Source organism: Kribbella catacumbae DSM 19601, from assembly GCF_000372465.1.
GTDB classification, from domain to species: Bacteria; Actinomycetota; Actinomycetes; order Propionibacteriales; family Kribbellaceae; genus Kribbella; species Kribbella catacumbae.
This window is the reverse complement of the sequence record NZ_AQUZ01000148.1, coordinates 1-1,180: the sequence shown is the minus strand read 5'-3', so window position 1 is coordinate 1,180 and position 1,180 is coordinate 1. Positions and strand designations below refer to the sequence as shown.

Annotated in this window: 1 protein-coding gene; it reads left to right on the top strand. The window is 67.5% G+C overall.

Annotation, left to right across the window (positions count from 1 at the left end):
* Positions 1-49: 49 nt before the first annotated feature.
* Positions 50-1,180: ParB/RepB/Spo0J family partition protein (locus tag A3ES_RS0145675; protein ID WP_020393501.1), on the top strand; the 1,131-nt coding region annotated here is incomplete at its 3' end.

Sequence of the window (1,180 nt, the reverse complement as noted above, 5' to 3'; positions counted from 1 at the left end):
CCGGGGCGCCACCCAATCCCCACCACCACAGAACGAATCGGAGCAAACCGTGAACGACCGCATCATCACCCAACTGGACCCCAAGACCCTCCTCGTCAACGTCAACGTGCGCAACGAACTGGCCATCACCCCCGAGTTCGTTGCCAGCATCAGGCGGCGCGGCGTACTGCAGGCGATCGTGGCGGTACGCACCGCAGAGGGCCAGATCCGGGTGAAGTATGGCCACCGCCGCACTCACGCTGCCATCGAGGTCGGCCTCGACACCGTGCCAGTCGACATCATCGGCGACGAGGGCACCGACAAGGCCTCCCAGATCGAGCGCATCCTCTCCCAGTACGACGAGAACGAGGCCCGGACGGGCCTAACGACCAACGACACCCTCGGCGTGGTCGAGCAGTTGCGCCTGCTGGACATGTCCCAGGCGGAGATCGCACGGCAGAGCCCGCTCACGAAGGCCCAGGTCGGCGAGGCGGTCAAGGTCCTCAAGTCGGCCCCGGCGCGGGCAGCCCACGACGAGCACCAGCTCACCATCGACCAGGCCGCGGCCCTGGCTGAGTTCGAGGACAACGAGAAGGACTTCGCGGAAGCCCTCAACATCGCCAAGGTCAACCCCCGCCAGCTCAACCACACCGTGTCCACGCTGCGCCAGAAGCGCAAGGCCCGCGCCGAGCTGGCCGAGTTCATCACCACCCAGCTCGAACCGCTCGGAGTCACCATCATCGACCGGCCCTTCTGGAACAGCCCCTGGAAGCCGCTGGACCGGCTGACCACCATCACGGGCGAAGACGTCACCCTCGAGCAGCACGCCGAGTGCCCCGGACACGTCGTCTGGGCCGGTGAGGACTACGCCTACTTCCGAGCTGACGGCACCCGGGTCGACGAGGACAGCGAGGAGGCCGCGGAGCTGGACCAGGAGGACGAGCCCGAGAAGGGCACCTACCGGTCCTTCCTCACCGTGACCTACGGCTGCGCGGACCCCGCGAAGCACGGCCACCAGGTCGACGGGCGGCCGGCGAAGGCAGCCAACGGGGAGAGCCCGATCCAGACGCCCGAGGAGGTCAAGACCGCCCACGAAGCCAAGCTGGCTGAGAAGCGCCGAGTGATCGCGAACAACAAGGCCTGGGACGCGGCTGAGGTTGTCCGGCGGGAGTGGATCAGCAAGAACATCGCCAACCGGCGC